Annotated in this window: 7 protein-coding genes; 3 read left to right on the plus strand and 4 right to left on the minus strand. The window is 60.2% G+C overall.

All coding sequences use genetic code 11. The features are described 5' to 3' along the window. Positions 1-341 precede the first annotated feature (341 nt). The gene (locus JNN07_17945) at positions 342-662 is read left to right on the plus strand and encodes a PEP-CTERM sorting domain-containing protein (protein ID MBL9169627.1); all 321 of its coding nucleotides are present in this window, start codon (positions 342-344) and stop codon (positions 660-662) included. A gap of 133 nt (positions 663-795) precedes the next feature. Here JNN07_17945 and JNN07_17950 read toward each other — a convergent pair whose 3' ends face one another. From JNN07_17950 to JNN07_17960, 3 genes are all read right to left on the minus strand, one after another. After that, complete coding sequence (locus tag JNN07_17950) at positions 796-1,176, minus strand: hypothetical protein (protein ID MBL9169628.1); 381 nt, start codon at positions 1,174-1,176, stop codon at positions 796-798. Positions 1,177-1,181: 5 nt separating this feature from the next. Next, a complete protein-coding gene (locus tag JNN07_17955) occupies positions 1,182-2,516 on the minus strand; it encodes an RHS repeat-associated core domain-containing protein (GenBank protein ID MBL9169629.1) in 1,335 nt (444 codons plus the stop codon). Positions 2,517-3,101: 585 nt separating this feature from the next. Next, positions 3,102-3,362 (minus strand): hypothetical protein, encoded by a 261-nt coding sequence (locus JNN07_17960; protein MBL9169630.1) that lies wholly within the window; start codon positions 3,360-3,362, stop codon positions 3,102-3,104. Positions 3,363-3,726: 364 nt separating this feature from the next. Here JNN07_17960 and JNN07_17965 point away from each other — a divergent pair, with 364 nt between their 5' ends. After that, entirely contained in the window at positions 3,727-4,338 is a 612-nt protein-coding gene (locus JNN07_17965) for a hypothetical protein (GenBank protein ID MBL9169631.1), read from the plus strand. Positions 4,339-5,636: 1,298 nt separating this feature from the next. Here the strand turns inward: JNN07_17965 and JNN07_17970 are convergent. Continuing rightward, the gene (locus tag JNN07_17970) at positions 5,637-13,472 is read right to left on the minus strand and encodes a lamin tail domain-containing protein (protein ID MBL9169632.1); all 7,836 of its coding nucleotides are present in this window, start codon (positions 13,470-13,472) and stop codon (positions 5,637-5,639) included. A 462-nt stretch (positions 13,473-13,934) separates the two neighbouring features. On the opposite strand from JNN07_17970, the gene JNN07_17975 reads away from it, so the two are divergent. Next, a complete protein-coding gene (locus JNN07_17975; protein ID MBL9169633.1) occupies positions 13,935-17,423 on the plus strand; it encodes a hypothetical protein in 3,489 nt (1,162 codons plus the stop codon). Positions 17,424-17,787 lie beyond the last annotated feature (364 nt).

Below are 17,787 nucleotides of genomic sequence, written 5' to 3' on the forward strand. Positions count from 1 at the left end.
TTTCGGTTGTTAGAAGCTCGTGAAGGGCTCAGCCTCGTCTCCCCTCGGGGTCCACGACTCCAATCTTGCGGTTCGAACGTTCCAGAACATGCGTCCGGAGGGAACGTTGGTTCAAGGGACAAATATGAGCATCACTCCTCCGCTGCGCTTCGAGCGGACATGTTTCAGGGACGCGCTTTGGACGCACGATTGACCGGGGGGCAAATCAAGTTTTCAACGACAACGCGAGATGCCTCGAGCTTGAGCCCGGTGTCGCCGAAAACGAGGGAAGGGACGCCAAGCTGGTCCTATCTGCGGAGCAATCCACCACCGTAAGCATTGGGTGGAGTGGACATGTTGAGGTGGCACCGTTTTTCGCGTTGTTCGCCACGGCTGGTCCCTTCTTTCACTACGACCCTTCCAAGGGCAACCTTTTGTTGGATGTCACTGGCCTATATGTAGACTCTTTTCTCGATGGGGTGAGCGGTGACCAACCGCTTAGTGTGTGGCAGCGATTTGGAGAAAAGGAAGGCCGACTTGTCAACAAGGGCCTGGTCACTGGATTTAACTTCGTGGTCCCTGAGCCTTCAGGCGTCGGACTCCTCGGTCTGGGTGCCGGGTTGGCAGTTTTGGCTGGATTGGCCTCCTCAAGCAAACAAAAGGATTCGGATGTCACTTCGTGATGCGCTGTTTCTAGATCCAGTACCGTTTCATATCTGGGTTTCAATTCGGAACGACCTGCAGCGTTCCTCTTTCGGTAGTCCCCCATCGCGTCCTTTGCGTCCATTGCGGCTCAACCCTCCTCGGTTGGCCTGACTACTCTTTGCACGCGAGCTCCACGATGGCGTGCAGCTTCCCGTTCACTTTCTCGAAGTGGGCGTTTTCCACCGTGCCGTGGAGTTCCTCGGTGGCGTAGCGCGAGGTGTTCTTCCAGAGGTGACCGTAGCGCGCCTGGAGCGCGGAAAAGGGGAGGCCTTGAATTTCTAAAGAGGAGGGCTGCTCGGATTCATTGAAGGCCGCACTCTTTCCGAGCTTTCCCACGAGAATCATGCCGGCAGAGATGGGAGTGCCGATGCGAGGCAGGCCGTTCTCATCGAGATGGCGGGTCTGATGAGGATCGACGACCGGCAGTAGATCCCAGGTGAATTCCTCGAGATCGCCTTGCTCGTCCAACTCCTGTGCTACTTCGATTCGCATTCGCTTCATTTCAGCTCCGAGATGATGGCCTTCAACCCCTGGATGTCTTCCAGGGTCAGAAAAGGGAACCGTCCCCGCTCGTGGTTCTGGATGATCCGCTGGAACAGTTCAGCGTGAAACTCGACATTGTCCAGCCCGCGTTTGATGGCTTGGCTGGCTTCCGACGTGGCCCGGTCGAGTCCGTGCTGGATTTCCTCCGCCAGCATGATGCGGTTGATCTCCCCACCGACGAGATCCTGTCGGCCAATGACGACCGCATTTCGGGCGTTTTCAAAGCGAGAGAGACGGCCGATCTCGAGTCCGAAGCCATGCGACTCCGCCAGCGTTCGCGCCGCCTGAGCGGAAATCCCACCGGCGTGTTCCCAGTAGGAGCTCTTGCCGAGGAGAGCAAAGAGTCGACGTGTCACCGATGCCTCGTTTGCCATCAGCCTCCCCAGGCGAAACGAGGAGAGCGCGCCCGCGCCTCGGCTGATAGCGACACCGACTCCCAGGCCGAGCGACACTCCGACGAGATACTCTTGATAGATGGCGTCAGCTGTCAGACCGGCCTGCACGCCCTTAACTGTGTCCATGAGCGCGAAGCCGGTCGAGGAGACCGCTTCGTCGTAGAGGGAGTGTAGGCTGGTTCCCATGCTGGTTGCGATCGAGACGCCGACCAAGGATTCATGGCCGGAGGGATCGACACGATTGATCGGATCCCCTTCCGCATAGGTGTATTTGTGAAGGGAGTTGGGACGATCAGCATGACCCTCGAAGGAATCCATCGTGGTAAAACGCCCCGAGGAAACCACGTAGTCTCGTGATCGCAGGTGTAACATCCCGATGGTCGGGTCAAACTTCTCCCCGCGGAACCGGTGGGAAGAGTAGCTCCCAGATTCAATTTCGATTCCGAAGGAGTCGTAGGAGGTCTGTATCCTGATGAGGGGCAGCATCGTCGCGTAGGACTCGGGTGCCGAGATCCGCACTGAACTCGACCCGTCCAGAATCAGGTAGTGCGCTTCGGCTTCCATCTGGCCGCCATAGCCTCCTTCCCAGATCGGGCCGAGTCCGTGTAAGAATGGGATGGTCACCAGCTGGTCATTACCGAGTTGAGCGACCACTTGGGGGAAGCCGTTGGGAGCGAGGGGGTCGATCAGGAACCGGACTTCCCCCAATCCCGCGGACGCAGTTGGTTCTTCACTGGGGATCCTATGAGCGGCGACTCTTTGACCGTCCGCATCATAGACGAAGGAGATCCGCTCGCCGAGAGCCACGGAGGGCGTGGGGACTAAGGCCGACACTGAAAGGAGCAGAGCATAATGCAGGGCAGCGAATGAAGTCTTGTTGGTGTTGGTGGCCATCCTGCCTGGAACAATGACAAAGCTTGCGCTTACGGCAATCGCGACAATGGGGGAGTGGTGAATGAATTCGGCGTGGCAATTCCCTAGTGTTAGGGGTTGGCAGATGTTTTCCTGCGGAAAGGGACCAGATCGATGTCGGGCAACTGCCGCTTCTAGGATGATAGAATTCGGAGAAGTGGATCCCGCGATGGGGCGGGCTTTCAGCCCTCAGCGTGTGTGGGGTGATGGGACCTGGGGTTGTCACCCCAGGCTGGAATGGTGCTGGGCCTGTGGCCCGCGGATTCCAACAGCACGGATGAATCCACTACGAACTTGGGCTCAATGTTCTAAGCTCGGTTTGGTATGGGTAGTGTGGCTTGTCGGGCTTTAGCACCAACGGTGCGCCCCATCCCAGCCTGGGGTGACAAACCCCAGGTAAACCGTCCCCCTCCCATCCAGGGCTGAAAGCCCGGCATATGGCCGCCGAGTTCGTTGCGATTTCACCACCCCTCTCACCCACTAAATTGCACCCAGGATTCTAGCCGGCCGACGTCCGGAAGGGCTAGAACCGAGGGATAGCACTGTGGGTAACCCTCAAACACACCTCTAATTCCTGCGGCCGCCTAACCGTTCGCGCAGAGTTCGAAGTTGGCGGCGTCGGACGGAATCGAGCGCGCGGGCTTCTTCAAGGTCGCGTTCCAGTCGCCGAACTTCGTTCAGCAGCTCTCGCTGTTCTTCTCGGCTGGCTTTCTCCAAAGCTAGGGGTGTCACTTGGCGGGCTTCAGGTGTGCGGAGTTGGGGGGCGGACGGGGGGATCACTCCGGATCTCACCAGCAGGATTTCGTAATCGAGAAGCAGCTGTTCCATTGGGGAGCGTTCTCGGGGCAAGTTCGCCCGGTCAGACGATTGGTTGCGATCGATGGGGACAGGGGGAGTTGCCCGAGGGAGCGGCGAGGGAGTTGGTGGTGGAGACGTCACGCTGGGCGTTGGAATCGGTTGGGTCGGCGCGGCGGACGGCTGAACCTTGGCTAGCTCGACACGGGTTTCGTTCGGGGTCGAAGTCGTTGGCGATGCAGGAGGCTGAATCGACGGAGGGGCGAGCACTGGGGTATCTTTAGCGGCAGGGGCAATGACAGGCGATTTAACCTCACTCGGCTTAGCTTCACTCGGCTTAGCTTCAATCGGCTTGGCTTCAATCGGCTTGGCTTCAATCGGCTTGGCTTCAATCGGCTTGGCTTCAATCGACTTAGCTTCAATCGGCTTAGCTTCAATCGGCTTGGCTTCAATCGGCTTAGCTTCGATCGGCTTAGCTTCGATCGGCTTGGCTTCAATCGGCTTGGCTTCGATCGGCTTGGCTTCGATCGGCTTGGCTTCGATCGGCTTGGCTTCAATCGGCTTGGCTTCAATCGGCTTGGCTTCAATCGGCTTGGCTTCGATCGGCTTGGCTTCGATTGGCGGCGCAACCGCTGGTTCGCGGGCGGCGGCGGCGATCGACGGCAGGACTGCAGATTCCGTCTTCGTCAAGTTCTCGGTTGGAGTGGCAGTTCCAGAAGCCGCTACCGGCTCGGTCAGGTTTTGGCTGATCTCGGTGGACTGGACCGGGAGCGTAGGCAGGCCCGCTGCTTCGGGGGATGGTGCTTTGGCGGCCATCTGTGAATCGGAATCGGGCGGTTTCGTTTTCCCTCCCCAGATCAACCAACTGCTCAATGAAACCATCGCGAGCAGTATCATGAGCGGTAAGAAAACGCGGCGGCGCGGTGTCGCAGACTCCTCAGTGAGATCGCCTAGCGTCTGCTCGACGGGTGCGGCAGGGAGGGGCTGCTCTTGGCGTCCCGGCAAGTGAGCCAATGTCGGGTTCTGCTCCTCCTGTTCTGCGAGTTCCGGAGCGATGGTCATTGTCTCTGCTGGCGTCGCCATCTCGGCCTCGCTCCCAACGGATCCGGGGAGGCCAAACGGAGTGTTTGATCCCAGCAGAATGATGGAAATATTGTCTTTGCCGCCTGCTGCATTGGCCTCGGATATGAGCGCGTTGGCCAGGGATTCGAGCGAACGGTTCTGTCGGCGGGCCAGGACCCTAGCAATCAAGTGGTCTGGAAACATCCCGCTCAGTCCATCCGAGCAGAGCAAGAGCAAATCCGCGGCGCGAACCTCGACCGGGGTTTCCTCTAAAGCGAGCTCCTCTCCTTTTCCAATACACTGCGTCAAAATCGGGGGGGCGGACGGACCTTGGACCGCAGTTCGGAGCTGCGACTCGAACTCCCGACTCGTCGGATCCACGTGGTCTCCCGAAAGTAGATCCAGACGAAACTCTCCAAGCCGTATCTCGCGGAGTCGATAGAGTCGGCAGCTGCCGGCATGCAGGCAGAGAGCTTTCTCCGAGTCTTTAGGATCGAGAATCAGTCCCAAAAAACTGCAGGATTTGGGTTCCTGGGCGAGGAACTCTGACTCCTGGCGGAGTCGGAAATGAGCGACTCCGAGGGCATGACGAAGCGCGGCCTTATAATCGGAAAGGCTGGAAGCCGAAGCGAGGCCATCACTCGTGAATGCTTTGTGGAGCACATCCGCGAGGAGTTGGCTGGCAGGCGCGCCTTGAAACTGGGAGCCGTGGTCGTCGATGAGGCAATGGATTCCAAGTTCAGGGAACTGGACGCAGAGGTCGGTCTGATCCTGGCGCTTTCGACCCAGATCGAGGATCTGAGCCGATTCGAACTTCGCTGGTTGCATGGATTCCGTGTCGCCCATCATCGCTTACTCAGAATGTTGTCGTCGAGCTGCCTTCCGGGGCATCGATTCGTGAGTGCAAGCATCGTGGCGAGTCGACCGGGGATCAATGCGAAAAGTGAGCCGTCGAACGGCTGGCAGAGCTGTCTGGGGCGGGGAAGTGTTGGCCCACGGATCACGGGGAACACACGGAGGAGACCAGGAATCACAACTGAACAAGTAGCCCTCGAAAGGGGATGGAACCACGGATTTCGCGGATCGCACGGATGGGCCAGGGATGGAAGGGGCCATCTCATGACTCTGAAGTGGCACGGCGATCTTCCGCTAAAGAATGTCACGACCCTTTTTTTGATCCGTGTGTTCCGCGTGATCCGGTTAAGCCAATACCTCGGGTTTCTTCTCGTCCTTCGTGGGAATTCGTTAGGGGCGCACGGTGATTTGGGCAGGCGGGTGATTCGAGGTGGCTCCGGTTTGGTCGGTCACCACCACCTGGTAGGCTCCGCTGCTGAGCGGGCTGGCATTGGGTATTACCAGCTTCGAGGAACTGGCTCCAGCGAGCGGCTGTCCGTTGAAGCGCCATTCGTAGGTCAACTCGCCGGTTCCCACCGCGAGGACGCTCAGTTCGATTCGTTCCCCTGCATTCTTCATTGTTGATCGTGGTGAACGGAGGATCCATGGCCCGGCTGGCGCGCTGGCCGCCGGCGGCGTGATGAGCCGATAGTAACGCTCTTCGGTCGAGGGCAACAAATCCTCCACCCAGACGACTTGATCCGATGGGACCGTGATGACGTTTCTCAAGGGAAGCCAGCGGCCGTAGTCTAAGCTCTCTCTCCATTCGAGGGCATACACCTGATTCGACAGCGCCAGGAAGCTCACTTGTGGGCGGCCGCTTATGGAAAGAGTGAGGTGGGGAGGGACGATCGGGATTCTTGAGTTGGGTTGGGCTGGAGACGGAGTCTTCAGAACTCCGATCTGGCTGCTTCCGTCTTCAATGCGTCCTTCGCTGACATCGCTCGCCTGCGTTCGGAAGAGAACGGCGTCGAGCCTTCGCCCGTTTGGGGCGAACAGGCCAATCGCCTCGCCCGTGCGACTGAGCTGGAAGTTGACATGCAATTCGGGTCGGCCGGGGAGGTTGAGCCCAGGCAGACCGTCCGCCCAGACGAGCAGGAAATCACGGGGGCCGATCTGATATCCCGCTGGAATTTGGAACCGCCTCGGGTCGTCGAGATCATCCGTCAGGTAGTAACCTTCGAGGTCCAGAGTGCTCGACCCTGGATTGTAGAGCTCGAACCAGTCATCGAATGCATTTCCATGGGCTTCGTTCCCTATCGTCCTCGTGTTATCGGCCATCCACTCGTTGATGAAGGGATGGGGCTCAGCGCCGCTGCTCCCGTTGGAGGCCCCGGGTGTCACCTGGCTGAGAATCTGTCGAGACAGGGGTTGCCCATCGGGGAAATCCCCGTATCCCCAGTCTGTGGGGACTTGATCGTAGTTGAGGTAATCAACCACTTGTAGTGCGGGGGCTAGCTGACGAGATAGGACGATCGATCCCGAAGTGGCGTTCGGACGAAAACTGCTATGCCACTCGGTGTCGGTGGTTTGGTTGGACTCGCCATCGAGGAAGACCACCCGGAACTCACCTGGCGTGAGGGTGCTGCCGGGAGGAAATGCCCAGCGGCTCGCGTTCGAGTATTGGTTCGATAAGAAGAATCCTTCCAAGCTCACCGTCTGAGTCCCGGAGTTCCACAGTTCCACCCAAGGCTCCTCGTTTCCGGTCCGATCCTTCAACCCCGTCCGGTTGTCCGGCTGTACCTCGTTCAGCCAAATCGGTGGGAAGTCAGGTAAAGGTGCCGCGGCGGAGTTAAGAGCTCCTGGTGTCGAGAGGGCGGGACGTATGTTAATCGCCTTGACGGAGCGAAAACCACTGCTGAGGCGGTAGTTTAAATTGTTGGTGCTCGCGCTGGGCAGATACCAAAAGCTCAGCGTGTAAGCGCCGGCGGGGTCGATTCCCCCCAACTCTTGACTGATCGCGGCGCTGACGCTCCCCGAGCCGGCGGCGATCAATCGCAGGGCTCCACTCCCCAGGTAATGCACCGTTGGGGTGGAGACCGAGTTGGAATGATTTCCGGTGGCCTGCCAGGGCTGAAGTGCGAGATCGTCGAAACCCGGGTTCTGAACCAAGTTGAGTCCCTGTTCCGGAATGCTTCCACGTACCAAGGAAACCTGATCGAGGTAGATTTCCCCCGCTGAGTCACTCCACAGGCTGAGTCGCGTGGCATCGGATCCGGGTACGCCCGATACACTGAAAAAGCGCCATCCCGATCCATCCGACCAGTTGGCGACTCGACGATTGTCGCGTGTGGCATCGATCAATTGGAGCGAACTTCCTCGCGCATGAGCCGCTTCGGGCCATGGGTTCGTGGACTCATAACGAAACTCATCGACGATCACCTCCGGGGTGCCTTGGGTGGCTGGCTTGACCAGCCTCAGGATGCCGGCGGGATTCGGTAGTTGACCTTCAAACGGTGCGAATACCACGGGTTCTGGGCCATAGGCGGTGGCGAACGCGGCGCGATCCTTAACCAGCAACAGTGTTTGTCGGGGAGCAATGAGCGTGCCGGTCGGGAACACCATCCCCAGCGGTTCGACTCCCCAACCGGACAGGTCGAAGGCGGACGAGCCGGAGGAGTTCAGAAGTTCGACAAACTCCGTGTTGTGCACGAGTGGGGCATACATGACCTCGTTGAAAACGACCACGTCGACCGGAGAGGTATCGAGTCCGGTGGAGATGACATTCACCCGAATGGGCGCGTTGGTCCCGATGCTTCCGAAGCGATCTACCCACTGGAGATCAATCTGGTTGGTGCCGGGTTTTAGTGGAACACTCATCGACCAGGCCTTTGCGCTGGTCCACGTGACTCGGTAGGCAACGCCATTGGCCAGGATTCCAGCGGCAGCCAAAGGGGCGGTGCCGGTCAGGGTCGCCAGGTTGCTGCTCGTGGTTGGAGGATTAGAAGTACCCAGCGCGAACGGCGCCTCAGCGGCGGCCAGTTGGGAGAGAATATAAGTTCGGCGTTGACGGATGTAGGAGGTCGCATCATCGGGCGGAGTCACATTAAGCCCGTTTGCTCGCAGGGCGGCATGTCGAGCGGCGGCGACTGGACCTACCCGCGTCTCCAGCAACGGCCCGTTGACGGCATCTTTCAACGCTCGCCAATAGGCCCTACGGAAGGGTGGATGACTGTTCATGCGCGCGAGGGGGGGGTCGGCCGCAACAAAGAGATCAGAGGTTGGGCCGTCGGCCACGAAGGATATATCGACATCCCAGGGCAGCAGGTTCCAGCGTCCGTTTCTGCCTTTGTAGGGATACACATTCGAGCCCGTGTTGTATCCCAGGCTGTCCCATTGGCCGACGATATGCTCGTAGGCGAAGAACCGCATCCATTGCTCGGCATCGATGAGGCCCTCGAGGGCGGCCGTGTAGCTCGGGGCGGTGGCATTGGCCGCGTCGACGAGTCGGAAGATACTGGCGTAGTCGTTGGCGGACCCGCCGCGAACCGCACGAGGCTGCCAGTTCCAGCGGTAGCGCGCGGTTTTCTTGACACCCCCGGTGGTGTTGAAGACTTGCAGGCTCGCCGGCATCCAGGTCAGCGGGGCAGGGGTAGCCTCATCGATCTCGAAGGAGAAGCTGGTTTTGAACAGTTCACCCTCAGAATCCTCCGGGAACCATTCTTCCACCACGTCTCCATTGGGAATCTGCGTGTCCTCCATGATCAGGCTTCGTTTCACTCCGTTGACGAAAAAGTGGACGAAACGCCGTTCCATAAAGGGCAGCCCGAGCTGGCGGGCAATCCAGTAGGAAAGCTGCTCCCGTAGTGCGGTGGGCTCGGCCTCGCCGGGGAAATTTCCCGGGGTGGCGATCTCGAATCCGGTGGCTCCTAAGAACTGGTCGTCCTCAGGAAAGTCGAGATTGTAGTCGCAGCCCGCCCCAATGGGTGAATCGTAGCCAGGTGTCTTGAACGGACTGCCGCTGTAGGAAGCCCCCATGTTGTAGATGACGCGCTGATTTCCATAAACGAAGGTGCAGTCGAGTGGTTGGTTGCTGTTGTTACCTCGGGTGGACCAACGCTGCTGCGTCGCTCTGGTCATCCACAGCCGGTAGGTCCCCAGGTTGCCAAAGGGTTGGGACTCACCGAAACGAATCAGACATTCGCGGATGGGATCGTTGGCTGGAAAGGTGCGGTTGGCCGCCGGGGTGAACCGATCGCTGGCCTGGATATGGAACGCGATGAGGCCTCCGGCCGATGGTCCGGCAATCACCGCCGTATAGACTCCGTCCCGGCTGGTCAGATCACCTTGGGCCCCGTCGTCCCGCATGGGCAACGAAAGGATTTCTGACGACGGATCCAGCCGATACCGGACGGACACCTCTCCCAGGCCATCGGGGTCGGCGATCCGTGCGGTGATGGTCACGGACTGTCCAGCGGAGGGAAGGATCGGGTGATGGCTGACCTCGGAGATGGAAGGTCCGACATTCTGCAGGGCGCGACTGTTCGCGGCGCCGGGCGTACCGAGCTGAGACGGGACCGCCAACGTGCCGGCCGCTTCCAGCCAGTTGCCGCGCAGTCGCATCAAAAACTCGGGATGACCACGCAGCCAGCGAACGCGCGCGCGCAGGGTCGCAACGCTCCGGATGGCTGGAGTGCTGGTCAAGCGAGCGCGAACGCGGTCGGCCACCGGGCCGCCGTGGCCGCTGGCGCGCACATGGAGGGAACGAGAGCTTTCGAAACCGGCCTGGACCTCGAGCCCGCTGGCATCGTGGTTGCCCTCCAGGAGCCAGCCTCCAATGCCGGTCTCGAACGTCCCATTGGCGACGCGATTCGTGCCACCGCTCACCACCTCGATGTTGTCGACCAGACATTCCCCTGCGCCGAGGAGGAACAGTTGAACAGCGGTAGCGGCGTGGTCGGCGCTGCCATTGTCTAGCACCCCGGTGTGTTCGATGAGGGTCCAGGCGGTGGCTTTGGCGGACTCATCGCTGTCGGCCCAGCTCGAGGGCTGCCGATGGTCCGATCGCGGATCGATCAACTCCAAACTGCTGCCCCCGCCGTCCGCCCATTGGCCCCAGCGCCCACCAGTGCCGTAGGTGACTTCGTCGACCAAAACATAAGCTGTGGTGGGCGATGGCAGCCCGCCCGGCGGCAACGGCGGTTCGGGCCTCGACAAAGCCAGCCTTTCGCCGCCATTCGACAAGGTGCCGTCGTAGTTGCCCAGGGTGTTGACCGAGTTCAGTTGAGGGTAGGTGGCTAACAGGTGGTCGACGTTGCGGGCGATGACGAGGTATCCACCGGCGGAAATGAACGCGTTGGTGGGGAAGATAAAGCGGATCCCGTCCGTAAAGGACCATCCGGAGAGATCGATCGTGTTGGTCCCTTGGTTGAACAGCTCCACATACTCGTCGTCGGTATTACCCGAGATGGGGTTATACATGATCTCGTTGATCACCAGATCGGCAGGCAATACTGGCGTGTTGGTGCTTCCGGGAGTTGGTGCGAGCAGCGCCTGGATGGTCGGTGCCCCATCCGGCCATCGGCCGGCCGAGATTCCCGAGGCCTGTCCTGCAAAGGAAATCGCATCGATCACTCGAGTGTGGTTCGAGTTCACCAAAAAGAGTTGCTCGCCATCGGAGTCGATGGCGAAGCCCAGCTGGGTTTGCGTGAAGGTGGCGAAACCACGCGCCGGCAGAACGGTGCCGAGCGGGATTCTAAATTTGGACTGAGCCGCCTCGTCGCTAAGGAAGCAACCCGAGAGGTCGACGGGCTTCGGATGGGGATTGTAGAGCTCGATGAAGTCCAGATCCGGGCCGTCGGGGTTAGCCAGGAACTCGTTGATCTTCACTCCGCGCAGCGGTTCTGCCAGGATCGATTCGAGCGCCCCGGGGGATCCTCCGATGCGATCGCTGGATGCCCAGGCCGCTGGATTGCGTTCTCCGAGGGAGGCCCGGGCCAGCACCAGTGAATGGCCGGTTCCCGCCCCAGCCACAGGCCAGGGCGCTGTCGAAGCGTAACCCACCTCCAGGAGAACCGCTCCGCTGGCGTTCAGCAGGCGAAGAGTTCCCGAGTTGTCGGGGAGACTGCCGGCGTAGGGGCCCAGGATGCCGGTGATACCGGACTTCCGAGCCAGTTCCGACGGCTGTTGGGCGATGACGAGCACCCCACCGGCCGGGATGAGGGTGCCGTTCGGGAAGCGGTAGTCAATTTCACCCCCCAAGCTATAGCCACTCAGGTCTTCGAAGTAGGGCAGGGTGTTGAAGAGCTCAACATACTCCTCGCCTTTTCCATCTGGACCGGGGGCGGGCCGATACATGATTTCTGAAAAGACCAAGCCGGTGCGGCGACTGGAGGGCCCCAGAGGCTCGGAAGGAAGTGGGATCGCATCTGCGAGCCTTCCGGTGCCTGGGCCCAGATTGCGAAACTTCGCCAGGGTGGTTTGGTTGGTGTTGTGGCTCGTCACCGCCATTCCGAAGTAGGTCGTATCGCCAAAGCTGAGGGTGGCCGAGCCGAGTTGCATCCAGTTTTCGCCATCGAGACTGGCAAATCCGGAGAACCGATTTCCCGCGCGCTGCAATCGCAGCCAGGTCGAGGGAAAGTTGACCGGAAAGGAGCCGGTGACACTGGCGACGCCGCCGGTCGTGGTCCTGGATTCGAAGACCGTGCCGGAGATGCTGGGCGTCGCGAGGATTGCAGCAAACGGGCTTCCCGCACTCAGGCTAGCTCGCGCCATGAGTCCCGCTTTAGCCCAGGCATCGGACAAGCTCAGGGATTCCACCCTAACCTCGACATCGAAATCGCCCTGCCGAACTTCATAGCTCAGTTCGAGTTGATCGCTTCTGCCGCCGATGTCACTGCCGCCAGCGGTGACATCGTAGCCATCGAGCTGGGCCGTTGATGATCCCACCGGAGCGGGATTCCCAATCGCTTCCCGCTGGTAACCTCGGGGGGTAAAGCTCAGGGAGGTGTTTTCCCGAATGACATTGGGGATTGATGCCCGATCGCGCACCCGACTCACCGTCAGGGTGGCGGGTTGGTCCAGAACCAGCGGGGAGGTTTGCAGGAGAATGGTCCGGTCGTCCGCGCCGAACGCGGCGGAGAGAACAGTCACACCTCGGTCGAGAGTGTAATTCGATGAGGCCGTGGAGGAAGTGATGTCCACGGCCTCTGAGAATTGGATCACCAGGTTCTGGGCGCCGTTGTTCTGTACGGAGAGGAGGGTAGGGGCGGTGGTATCGCGAGAGACGCTGAGCAGTGCTTGGCGGGTGATGTTGGTGCTGACGGCGTTGGTGATGACGCAGCGAAAACGCGTGGGATTCTGCGTCACGAGCGCGTTGGTTACGGTGTAGGTCGAGTCCGTGGCGCCGGGGATGTCGACGCCCTCGCGCTGCCATTGGTAGAACGCGAGGTTGTTATCGATTTGGACCCGGAACACCGCCGGTTGGTTCTCCTCGACCGCTTGATCTGCCGGTTCGGAGACGATGATGATGGGTTGAGCTGTGATGGCGGTGACGAAGGCGATGGTCGCATCGGTTTCCGTCGATCCGGACCCATAGCCACTGGGGCCGGGTCCCACCCCCACGTCAATCGTATCCCCGAGTCGCACCACCAGGCCGGTCACTGAGAGTGAGGTGCCGGCATTCCGGGAGGAAACGCCGGTCCGGGCGACGATGCCATTGGTGAGGATGTACCCGCGCTGGGTGAGCCCGTGTCTTTGAAGGAAATTTCCGGTGACCGAAACGGTTCCGTCTCCCGGTGCTGTCCAACGGAGCGTGGGAACATCGTAGGTATCCCCAAAATTTCCTCCGGCGGGCGAGCTGGGGTGCATGAGGATCTTACCGGGCGCGATGGGGGTGATGCCACAGCACGGGCTTTGAGCGGTGGTGCGGTTGGTGTTGACCACCAGGGTCGGAGTGGCATCGCCGGCGAGGCTTGCGTAGCCTTGGAACGTGCCGCTTTGCAGGCTCGCCGGCCAGTTGTCGAGGTGTTGGTCGGCGGTGAAGGGTGTGAACTGGGTGAGCGACGGGTTGTATCCGCCGTAGGTCCAAACGCCATTCGATCCGTTTTCCGCTCCCGGCAGCGACTCGTCGGCCAACAGATCGATCGATGCCTGATAGATGGCGTTCGTGGCGGGTTCGGCGTTGGCGTGAAAGCCCGCCAGGATGAATGTGAGCAGCAGCCGGATGAGGGTGCGAGAATGCTTCATAGGATGGGGAAGCGACGGGGACCAAATGTCCGCAGTGTGATCATGTACGGCAGGGTGAAGGGCGATTACATGACACAATGCCGAGCCTGAGGCGCGAAGTCAAATCACGCCTGAGGACAGCGGTCCATCCGGGTGTCATTCTTTTAGGTGAGGGCGCATCCGCTTTCGCCTGCCCGCGTAGCGGGGATCCCCTCCGGGGTTACCGAAAAGCTGTAGAGGGCTACAGCACTCCAAAGGCTTCGCGGGAATGGTGACCTATGGAGTGCGGCAGCCCTCTGCCGCTTTCGCCTGCCCGCGTAGCGGGGAGACAGGCCCACAAAATGGCTTGCCTTCGTCGCGTCTCGGAATAGGGTGGCTGTGCTATCCCAAAACATTCTTTGCCCGGTTCAGGCAATGTTACGTTCTCGCATCGTCGCGTTGCTGCCGTTCGCAAGGTCAAACTACACTCGAAGGAACTGTACTATGATGACTCTTCGTCTGGTCCCTCACCGTTTGATGAGCTTCGTCTCTCTCGCATCCCTTGGCTGGTGGCTGGAGGCCTCGGCTGCCGTCGTCAACATTGACTTCCAAGGCGTCAGGAACGTACCCGGGCCGGATGTTCCCGGTCCCGTCTACTCAGGCCCCAGCGCCGCGGGGGTGGGAACCTCGTGGAACGGATTGAACGCCGACTCCCGACTTCCGGATGGCAGCGATGACGACAATCTCAACGTCATGGGTGCTAGTTTGGTGGACGAGTCGGGGCTCACGACGGCCGTGAGTTTCACGCTCGGGCCGGTGGGCGGTGACGTCTGCTGTGCCGCGCCCGTCACAGACCCGTTGGATCCTTTGGCGCTTTTTAATGATTACATCTTCAATAACTCGGCGGGCAACAGCGCTGGGCAGTCTCCGTTTACGATTTCGGGTTTGGGCGACAATGCCACGGTGGACCTTTATTTTTACAAGCGCAGCGGCAGCGTGACAATTGAGGGGGTGGAGGCTTCCGAGTTTATAGGCGAGCCGCCTTTTACTCCCGCGAACACCACCTACTTCCGGGAGGTTCCCGTCAGCAACGGTCAAGTGACCGGCTCGATAGGCGGCGGCGTGGCGGTGCTGTGGGGCCTGAGCGTTAGCGCTCCCGGAGAGTTCAGTTCGCCCGCCGCGCCGATCGTCGAATCTGCTTCGCCCTCCGGGAAAGCAGTGCGCACCAATGCGGTGGTGGAGATTAAACTGAGGGACAAGGCCACGGCGGTAGTGCCTGGCTCGATTCAGCTGCTCCTGAACGGGGCGCCGGTCTCGCCGCAAATCACGCGCGATGTCGGGGCGGGGCTTACCACGGTCTCCTATGATCCCCAGGGAGCGCTCCCCCCCGACAGCACACAGGTCGTTCGAATCATTTTCGGAAGCGATGCGGTTCCGGCCGTGGTTCAGACCAATGACTTCTCCTTCGCCGTCTTCAGCGACCTCAAGGCGGCCTTGGTGATCAATGTTGATTTCGATGGCGCGCGGACTGGAGATGAGATCGGGGTAACCTACTCCGGGCAGGGAGCGGGCGGGGGTGGCACGATCTGGAACGGGATCGCTGTTGACTCCCGGTTACCGGACGGCACGGACGACGACAATCTCAACATCGGGAGCAGCGGGTTGGTTGACTCCCTCGGAGGCGTTACCTCCGTGAGTTTCGGCGTGAACCCGGTGGGAGGAGATGTGGGGGGAACGCCTACGACCGACCCTACGGTGGGTCAGGCCTTGTTCAGTGACTATTTCTTTAATAACTCCGCGGGCAACACCGCCGGGGAATCTCCGTTCGTGATCAGTGGATTGGGTTCTGTGCCCAGCGTTGATCTCTATTTTTACCGCGCCGTGGGGACGATTTCGGTCGCCGGCGTTTCTCCTGGCGTCGTCATTTCCAGCGGCCTGTTCACCGCCGGCAACACGGTAGCATTCCGGGGAGTGCCGGTGGTGGGTGGTAGCGTGTCGGGAAACTTTGGTCCGGGAGTTACGGTGATCAACGGACTCTCGATCGTAAAACCTTTGCCTCAGCCGATTGTCAAATCTCTCGCACCCACCGGCGACGGAGTCCTCGGGAGCGCGGAGATCCGCATCGAGCTTCAGGACAACGTGACCCAGGTGGATCCGGCTTCCATACAGTTGACCCTGAACGGGCAGGCGGTGGTTCCCACCATTGCGAAGCCCGCCGGTTCGGAAGTGACCACGGTGACCTACGATCCTCCCGGCAGACTTCCTGCGGACTCCACCAATGTCGTGAGCATCACCTTCAGCGATCGCTCGACGCCTCCCGTAGTTCAAACTCGCTCCTTCAGTTTCACAGTCTTCAACGAGGTTAAAGCGTCCAGTATTGTGAACATTGACTTCAACGGCGTGCGCAATGTGCCGGGTCCAGACGAGTTGGGGCCCACGTATTCCGGGCTTGGCGCTGCCGGTGGGGGGCAGATTTGGAACGGCATTACTGCGGATTCCAGGATTGAAGGGGGTGGAGATGATGACAACCTGACGGTCGAGGCCGCTGGGCTGCTCGACTCCATGGGCGGCACGACCACCATCGCGTTCACGGTCGGGCCGATGGGCGGTGATGTCGGCGGGGCGCCCACGACCAACCCGAGCACGAGTCAGGCTCTCTTCAGTGATTACATCTTCAACAACTCCGCCGGCAACTCGGCTGGACAGTCGCCTTTTGTGATCACCGGCTTGGGGCAAGCCCCGACGGTGGACCTGTATTTTTATCGATCGGCGGGCACCATCACGGTGGCTGATGTAGCCCCGAGTAGCTTCACGCCCAGCGGGCTGTTTACGGGGGCCAACACCACCTATTTCCGAAATGTGCCGGTTCTGGGGGGCAGCATTTCTGGAAATTTCGGTCCGGGAACGACGGTGATCAACGGGCTAACCATCGTGAAGCCCTTGCCGCAACCTATGGTCAAATCCGTGGCACCCACGGGTGATGGGATTCCCGGCGACACCACCATTCAGATCGATCTGATGGACTATGTCACTCAGGTTGATTCGTCCTCAATTCGACTGTCCGTGAATGGCCAGGCGGTGACCCCCACTATCGTTAAGCCCGCGGGCTCTGACATCACAACGGTGTCCTACGATCCTCCGGGCGATCTGCCGGGAGATTCCTTGAACCAGGTGGAGATTACCTTTGCCGATCGTTCCAATCCACCGGTGATTCAAACTCGCACCTTCAGTTTCAGCGTTCTCAATTTGGTGAGGGCTGCCACCATTGTGAACATTGATTTCAATGGGGCACGTCATCCGGACGAGCTGGGACCCACGTATTCCGGGACCAGCGCACCGGGCGGAGGAATGGTCTGGAACGGGTTGACCGCGGACTCCCGCCTCGAAGATGGAACGGACGATGACAACCTCACCGTTGCCGCCAGCGATTTATTGAACTCGTTGGGCGGCCCCACCACGATCGCTTTCAGCGTTTCCCCCATGGGTGGGGACGTTGGGGGAGCCGTTGCGACTGGTCCCACGGCCCGGGAGGCGCTCTTCAGCGATTACATCTTTAACAAATCGGCTGGGAACAGCACCGATGAATCGCCCTTCACCATCACGGGATTGGGATCGGTTCCGTTTGTGGACCTCTACTTCTATCGGAACAACGGAGGGGTAAGCGTGGCGGGGCTCGCTCGATCACCCTTCGCACCACGAGGGATCTTCACCGCAGCCAACACCTACTATTATCGCCGAGTACCGGTGACGAACGGTCAGGTGGATGGCTTGTTTGGGCCGGGCACGGCGGTGGTCAACGGACTGACGATCGTCATCCCGGGGGCTTTGAGCGTGGCTCCGCTGGGGACTGACGTCCTGGTCTCGTGGTCGGGGTCGGCTACGCTTCAAACGGCCGCGGAGGTGTCGGGTGTTTGGAGTGACTTGGTGGACGCGACGAGTCCGCTCCGGATCACGCCGAGCGAAGCGCGTCGGTTTTACCGACTGCGGCCTTGAATGAGGGGATCCGACTTGGACTGTCGTTCTACGAGATGCCCTAGAGCGGGATTTCTTCGCTCTAGGGCATTCTGGCAGTTGGTTCGTTGCGGTGAGCGAGAGGGTTTTGGTGGCGTGCAGGAAAAGCGGCGGCATGCCCCGCGCAGTCCATAGTGGGAAACAATGTAGCGTGGGCCGTGTCGGCCCATCGGGAGGGGAATCGTCCAGCACGGACGTCTCTACAATTGATAGGGGTAGGAATGCGGGATTGACCGCACCCCTCCCTCCAAACCGGACTGGCGGATCTCCCGCATCCGGCTTACCAGTCAGTAGGGTCCACTGTGGGGCTGAAGCCTATTGAGTCGGGTATCCTGCCAAACTGAAT

The organism is Verrucomicrobiales bacterium (genome assembly GCA_016793885.1).
Classification (GTDB): Bacteria; Verrucomicrobiota; Verrucomicrobiia; order Limisphaerales; family UBA11320; genus UBA11320.

Excerpts from the sequence above, each read along its gene's own strand:
- JNN07_17955 (MBL9169629.1), bottom strand. The coding sequence starts at position 2,516 with ATGGCCACCAACACCAACAAGACTTCATTCGCTGCCCTGCATTATGCT.
- JNN07_17970 (MBL9169632.1), bottom strand. The coding sequence starts at position 13,472 with ATGAAGCATTCTCGCACCCTCATCCGGCTGCTGCTCACATTCATCCTG.
- JNN07_17975 (MBL9169633.1), top strand. The coding sequence starts at position 13,935 with ATGATGACTCTTCGTCTGGTCCCTCACCGTTTGATGAGCTTCGTCTCT.
- JNN07_17950 (MBL9169628.1), bottom strand. The coding sequence starts at position 1,176 with ATGCGAATCGAAGTAGCACAGGAGTTGGACGAGCAAGGCGATCTCGAG.
- JNN07_17960 (MBL9169630.1), bottom strand. The coding sequence starts at position 3,362 with ATGGAACAGCTGCTTCTCGATTACGAAATCCTGCTGGTGAGATCCGGA.